4 protein-coding genes are annotated in these 6,949 nt (G+C 40.3%); 2 read left to right on the forward strand and 2 right to left on the reverse strand.

From position 1 onward, the window contains the following. Nucleotides 1–601: peroxiredoxin (locus tag B2X72_RS20040; RefSeq protein WP_286851237.1), on the forward strand; the 601-nt coding region annotated here is incomplete at its 5' end. A gap of 79 nt (nt 602–680) precedes the next feature. Here the strand turns inward: B2X72_RS20040 and B2X72_RS20045 are convergent. Beyond that, the gene (locus tag B2X72_RS20045; RefSeq protein ID WP_232475672.1) at nt 681–1,787 is read right to left on the reverse strand and encodes a S1 family peptidase; all 1,107 of its coding nucleotides are present in this window, start codon (nt 1,785–1,787) and stop codon (nt 681–683) included. A 24-nt stretch (nt 1,788–1,811) separates the two neighbouring features. Further along, on the reverse strand, nt 1,812–2,384 hold the full coding sequence (locus B2X72_RS20050; protein WP_075990961.1) for an RNA polymerase sigma factor: 573 nt from the start codon (nt 2,382–2,384) through the stop codon (nt 1,812–1,814). A 379-nt stretch (nt 2,385–2,763) separates the two neighbouring features. Here B2X72_RS20050 and B2X72_RS20055 point away from each other — a divergent pair, with 379 nt between their 5' ends. Then, the gene (locus B2X72_RS20055; protein ID WP_286851239.1) at nt 2,764–6,810 is read left to right on the forward strand and encodes a glycoside hydrolase family 2 TIM barrel-domain containing protein; all 4,047 of its coding nucleotides are present in this window, start codon (nt 2,764–2,766) and stop codon (nt 6,808–6,810) included. Nucleotides 6,811–6,949: the final 139 nt, after the last annotated feature.

The raw sequence follows: 6,949 nt of genomic DNA on the forward strand, positions 1-6,949 counted from the left end.
TAAAGCGCAAACAACCATTGGTGAAATAGACTTTCACGATTATATCAAAGATAGCTGGGTCGTTTTCTTTTCGCACCCATCAGATTATACGCCGGTATGTACAACAGAGTTGGGTCGTACTGCAAAATTGAAATCTGAATTTGACAAAAGAGGTGTGAAGGCCATTGCGCTAAGCGTCGATAATGTAAACGATCACTTGAATTGGATTAAGGATATCAATGAAACGCAAAATACCGAAGTGAATTTCCCGGTTATCGCTGATGAAGATCATCATGTATCCGAATTGTACGATATGATCCATCCAAATGCGTCCGCAACAGTGACCGTACGTTCCGTATTTATTATTGGCCCTGACAAAAAGATCAAATTGACGTTGACCTATCCAGCATCAACAGGTCGTAATTTTGATGAAATCTTACGGGTCATTGATTCTTTACAGTTAACAGCCAATTATCAAGTGGCTACACCTGCTGACTGGAAGCATGGCGAAGATGTTATTGTTGTTCCAGCGATAAAGACAGAAGATATTCCTGCTAAATTTCCAAAAGGGTTTAAAGAGATCAAACCGTATTTGAGAACTACGCCACAACCTAATCTGTAAGGATTAGGCTTGGTATTAAGGGACAAAAAAAGGCAACGTTGAGAAAACGTTGCCTTTTTTTATAAGTTATAAATGCGTCCTAATAGACTTTAACCATGTAGATATAGTCTTGCATTTTCTTGATTTGTTCTGTTCTTGGTAAGCCTGCCAAGCTATTCTTTTTGTTGATCTTAAGACCAGTAACCAGTGAATCACTTGGGATGTCCGCTAAAGCATTCAAGATTGATTTCGTTTTGATTGCAAAGGCAGCACCATCTATGCCACGTTGTTTTCCGGAAATAATACCAATCACATTACCTCTGCTATCCAATACGGGACCGCCACTGTTACCTGGATTGACAGGTACGGAGATCTGATAAGCAATGGTATCACCAGCATAACCTGTTGATGAACTTAGGTATCCCTGACCATATACTGCTTCGTCACGAGGAAACCCGATCGTATAAATATCTTCGCCAAGATCTGAAGTCGATGTTTTGAATGTGTAAGGTAAGCTTTTAGCTTTCTTAAAGGTCTTATCCGCGATGTATAAAATAGCCAAGTCTTTGCTTGGATCGGTATGTACGATTTGTGCTTTATACGATTCACCTTTGCTATTTTGCAAATAGATCGAATCTGCTCCACTAATGACATGGTAGTTGGTGACAACATAGCCATCTGTTGTCAGCATAAATCCTGTTGCGCCAAACTGGCTTTCGGTACCTTTTACTGATTTTTTGTCATTGATATCCCTGATTGCAGCGTTGTGTGCGTTGACGTTCTTTTTGACATTGTTCATGTCTCTACGTAGCGCGCTGTAATCGGAAGATGCTTTCTCGAGGTTGCTGTAATAACCGCTCAGCCATAATGTGCCAAATACCGCAAATACTGCTACCACTGCAGCCACTAAAGAACTTGCTTTGATACGTTCCCAAAGTGAAATTACCGTTGATTGTTTTATAGGAACCACCTTTGCGGGTTTGTTTTGGGTTTTATGGTATTCTTTTGCTGATTGCGCTAATGCATTTTTGAAATCCAGCCGTTGACTAGTTTCTTTCATATTGGCAACAAATTCTCGGTGTTGTTGTAATTGGGCAGCATAGGAGGGCTGATCAGCACAAAAAGATTCAAATGCAGCTTTTTCTTCGGCCGATAATTCGCCGCGAAGATAGTGATCTGCTAATTCGAAAAATTCTTTTTGATTCATTGTTCCCATGGTGTTACACTAGTTTTAATCTGTTGAAAAAAATATTTTTTTCAGCCGTTGTAGGCATTTATACTTCTGAGTCTTGGCATTATCTGTATTGGTATAACCAAATTTTTCACAGATGTCCTGCATCGAATGGTTTAAGATGTAGAAATCATGTAAGATTGTCTTACAAGGTTCTCCCATTTTCTCTAAGGCAAGCTCCATTTGATCGAACTTTTTTTCAAGTTCTTGATGCTGTTGAAGATCTTCTTCCTCAAATAAGGAATCTTCATAACCTCGAATGTCACTATTGCCAAAACCAGCACGATTGAGTTGCTTAAGCCAAAGCCTTCTGCAAATCGAGTAAAGATATGTTTTTAGTTTGCTGCTGAGCTCAAAGTTCCCTTTGGAAACTTTATCGTAGAGCACAATGACAGCTTCTTGAAAAATATCTTTCGCTTCGTCCTCACTTCCATTGTTTTGCAAGATCATATGGCTTATAGACGGATAGTACCGCTTATAGATAGCATCTATCGCCAAGCTGTTGCCGTCTTTGATGCCTTCAATGATTTGCTCATCATTTTCTAGCAGGACTGATTTACTGAATTTACTCACCTATTAATACCTTAATGCTTAAATTGTAACCCTTTGAAAAATAAAATTCTTCGAAATATTTTCAAACGTAAACTTTTATTTGTTTAAAGCGAAATCTATCCCCAAAAATAAGGCTTATTCCTTGAAACCGAAAGCATTTGTTTTTTATTGAAATCTGCTGCTTTTGGGAGGACATCGTGATTTTTCGCCATCTCTATTTTTTATGTTTTTGCTTTATGTACAATTCTCGAAGGAAGCTCTTATGAAACGATTTTAACGTTCTATATGGCCTTTTTTTGTATTGAAAAAGTTTCGCAATCGAGTGCTTTAATAATCTGCTTGTTATTACTGCAAAATGAAGTTACATTTGGTTTCCTGGACTAAATTGCTTAATTACATTATGTTAAGAAACTCTGTTATTTTTTCAACGATTCTAGCCTCATTTCTGTCGCTGGACACTACTGTTGCGATAGGGCAAACGATTACGCCATCTATCGACGGTTTTCAGTATGGAGCTGCAATGGCTCCAAAAGGGAATGAATGGGAATCGCCTCAATTATTATCACTTAATAAGGAGTTGCCACATGCTTCGTTCTTCTCCTTTCAGAACGTAGAAAGTGCGAGAAAAGTACTTCCCGAGCACAGTAACTATTGGCTTTCGCTCAATGGATCCTGGAAGTTTAACTGGGTAAAGACTCCGGAAGAGCGACCAAAGGACTTTTATGATCCTAGTTATAATGTTGGAGCCTGGGAATCTGTTCCAGTCCCGATGAGCTGGAATATTTATGGTATACAGAAGGATGGAAGCCTAAAATATGGTGTACCTATTTACACGAACCAACGTGTGATCTTTCATCATCAAGTAAAGGTCGATGATTGGCGCGGTGGAGTCATGCGAACACCGGCCCAAGATTGGACAACTTATGTCTACCGTAATGAAGTGGGATCGTACCGACGCAATTTTACCGTACCTACTGATTGGGACGGTCGTGAGGTATTTATCAATTTTGATGGTGTAGACTCCTTTTTCTACCTGTGGATAAATGGCAAATATGTCGGATTTTCAAAAAATTCAAGGAACGTCGCATCTTTCAATATCTCACCTTACTTAAAAAAGGGTGCTGAAAATGTGTTGGCAGTTGAAGTTTACCGCAGTTCAGATGCTTCCTTTTTGGAAGATCAGGATATGTTTAGATTGCCCGGGATATTTCGGGATGTTTCCCTGACTTCAACGCCAAAAGTTCAGATTCGCGATCTAGCGGCTATTCCAGACTTGGACAGCAAGTATGAAAATGGTTCGTTGAAAATTACGAGTACTGTACGCAATCTAGGAAATAAGAAAGCTGAAGGGTATAAAGTTGTTTATTCACTTTATAAAAATAAGCTATACAGTGACGAGAATACCCTTGTTGACCAGACAGAAGCTTCATCAGCTGTGCCAGCCCTGGATGGTCAGGTTTCCAATAGCATCGCAGCAACGTTGAACGTTAAAAATCCAGATAAATGGTCTGCCGAATTACCATATCGGTATACTTTGGTCGCTGAATTGAAGGATAAAAAGAACAAAACGATAGAGACTATTTCTACCTACGTTGGATTTAGAAAGGTTGAGATTAAAGACACCAAGGCTGCCGATGATGAATTTGGCTTGGCCGGACGTAATTATTATGTCAATGGCAAGACGGTGAAACTGAAAGGTGTCAACCGTCATGAGACCAATCCTGAGCATGGTAAAGTAGTGACCAGAGAACAGATGGAAGCTGAGGTGAAATTAATGAAACGGGCGAATATCAACCATGTCCGGAATTCGCACTATCCAGAACCTGCTTATTGGTATTATTTATGCGATAAATATGGAATTTATCTCGAAGATGAAGCCAATATTGAGAGCCATGAATATTATTATGGCAAAGAGTCTCTTTCTCATGTTCCTGAATGGAAAAATGCCCATGTAGCCCGTAATATCGAGATGGTGCATTCGACCATCAATCATCCGGCAGTGGTTATTTGGTCTCTAGGAAACGAAGCCGGTCCGGGTGATAATTTCGTGGCCGCCTATCAGGCTATTAAAAAAATTGATACGTCACGACCTGTTCAATACGAGCGTAACAATACAATCGTTGATATGGGTTCTAACCAATATCCTTCGATAGACTGGGTAAGAGGAGCTGTAAAAGGTACCTACAAATTGAAATATCCATTTCATATTTCGGAATATTCACATTCTATGGGGAATGCTGTTGGTAACCTAATAGATTATTGGGAAGCCATCGAATCGACCAACTTTTTTATGGGCGGTGCCATCTGGGACTGGATTGATCAGGCCATGTATTATTATGATAAAAAGACCGGCGAACGCTTTCTTGCCTATGGTGGCGACTTTGGAGACAAACCCAATGATGGAACCTTTGTCAATAACGGATTGATCTTTGCCGATATGAAACCTAAGCCACAGTATTATGAGGTAAAGAAAGTGTACCAAAATGCGGGTGTAAAAGCTGTTGATATTCAACAAGGGAAAATTGAACTTTTCAATAAAAATTATTTTAAAGATCTATCCGATTATCAGGTTCAATGGTCGCTATATAAAAATGGGGTAGAGGTGAAAAATAGCACGGGTACAATCAGTGCAACAGATTTGCCCGAGGCGCGCCAACGCAAGCAGCTTGTATTGCCGATAAATTATGCGCAGTTGGATGCGGGATCGGAGTATTTTGTAAAAGTACAGTTTATTCTCAATACGGAGCGACCTTGGGCAGCCAAAGGTTTTGTACAAATGGAGGAACAACTGTTTGTCAAAGCGGCTGAAAATAAACCGTTGATTTCATCTGTTGCACAAGGAGCGGCTCCGTTGCTTTCCAAAGAAGGTGATTTGCAGGTGGTCAAGGGAGATCAGTTTATCGTTAAGTTTGACAATAGAACTGGCTCGATATATAATCTAAACTATGCCGGTAAACAAGTTATCCGCGATGGTGAAGGTCCTAAATTGGATGCACTACGTGCTCCGGTGGACAATGACAACTGGGCTTACCAACGATGGTTTGAAAAAGGATTGCATAACCTGAAACATAAGGTTTTGTCTTCAAATAGCTATACCAAGAAGGATGGAACAGTTGTATTGGCGTTTACGATTGAATCGCAAGCACCTTATGGCGCATCACTGTTAGGTGGAACTTCTGGAACGTATACCCTTAAAGAACATACGGATAAGCCTTTTGGTAAGGATGATTTTAAATTTACAAGCAATCAGATCTGGACAATCTATAAGGATGGCTCTATTGAATTGTCGTCAAGTATTACATCCAATAATGCGAGTGTGGTCTTAGCTCGATTGGGCTATTCTTTGCAATTACCGACCGAGTTTGGCAATTATAGTTACTATGGACGTGGACCGATCAACAATTATGCTGACCGGAAGACTGCTCAATTTATTGAATTGCACAAAAGTACTGTAAAAGACCAGTTTGTGCCATGGCCTAATCCGCAAAATATGAGCAACAATGAAGAGGTGCGTTGGACAGCATTAACCAACAATAATGGTCAAGGAGCTATCTTTGTTGCAAAAAATCATTTAGCAACTTCCGCTTTGGAATATAGTGAGCTCGAACTGACATTTGCGCCGCACCCTTATCAATTGCCAAAAAGTTCGGGTGTACATCTACATCTAGATGCTGCGGTAACAGGATTGGGCGGTAACAGCTGTGGACAAGGTCCGCCGTTGGAAAAAGACCGTGTGAAAGCGGTGCCAACGTCTATGGGTTTTATTATCCGTCCGATTCAGCACAATGATATGATGGCAAAGGCTCAGGTAGCGACTGCCGGTGATGCGCCAATTTCTTTGGCAAGAAGTTCTAACGGTGAAGTTTCTATTTTATCAGGTAATAAGAATGAACCTGTTGTATACAGTTTGAATAATGCGAAAGCAAGTGTCTACAATGCGCCTTTTGATTTACGTACTGGTGGTACCGTGACTGCTTGGTATCAGCATAATGAGAAATTAAAGGTAACACAGCAATACTCAAAAATCGAAACTATTCCAATGGAAGTGGTGTTTGCTTCAAGCCAAGAGACTGGCGAAGGAGATGCTAAGAACCTACTGGATGGGAATCCTTCCTCGATTTGGCATACGATGTATTCGGTTACCGTAGCACAGTACCCACATTGGGTTGATTTTGATGCTGGAAGTAGCAAAACAATTAAGGGCTTCACTTTTCTGCCAAGACAGGATGGACCGAATGGTGATATCAAGGATTATAAGATTCAGGTGAGTAAAGATGGGAAGAACTGGGAAGATGTGATGTCCGGATCTTTTGAACGGAATAAAAAATTAAAAACTGTTCGATTCGAAAAGCCTGTGAAAGGACGTTATATCCGTTTTACTGGACTTAATTCCCAACGTGGTGACGATTATGCGTCGGCAGCTGAATTCGCTGTTATAGCTGAATAATTTGCTTTATATCGCATATTTAGCCAGCACCTGTCACAGGTGCTGGCTTTTTTGTTAGCGACCCTATGCTATGTTCAAATAGCGATTGACAGGAACGATTGATTGTCTAGGCTAAACTGGTAAGGTAAGGTAAGGTAAG

Source organism: Sphingobacterium sp. UBA7253 (genome assembly GCF_002472745.1).
GTDB lineage: Bacteria > Bacteroidota > Bacteroidia > Sphingobacteriales > Sphingobacteriaceae > Sphingobacterium > Sphingobacterium siyangense.

What these genes read in the sequence shown, in the direction of transcription:
- B2X72_RS20055 (WP_286851239.1), top strand. Translation starts at nt 2,764, where the DNA reads ATGTTAAGAAACTCTGTTATTTTTTCAACGATTCTAGCCTCATTTCTG.
- B2X72_RS20045 (WP_232475672.1), bottom strand. Translation starts at nt 1,787, where the DNA reads ATGAATCAAAAAGAATTTTTCGAATTAGCAGATCACTATCTTCGCGGC.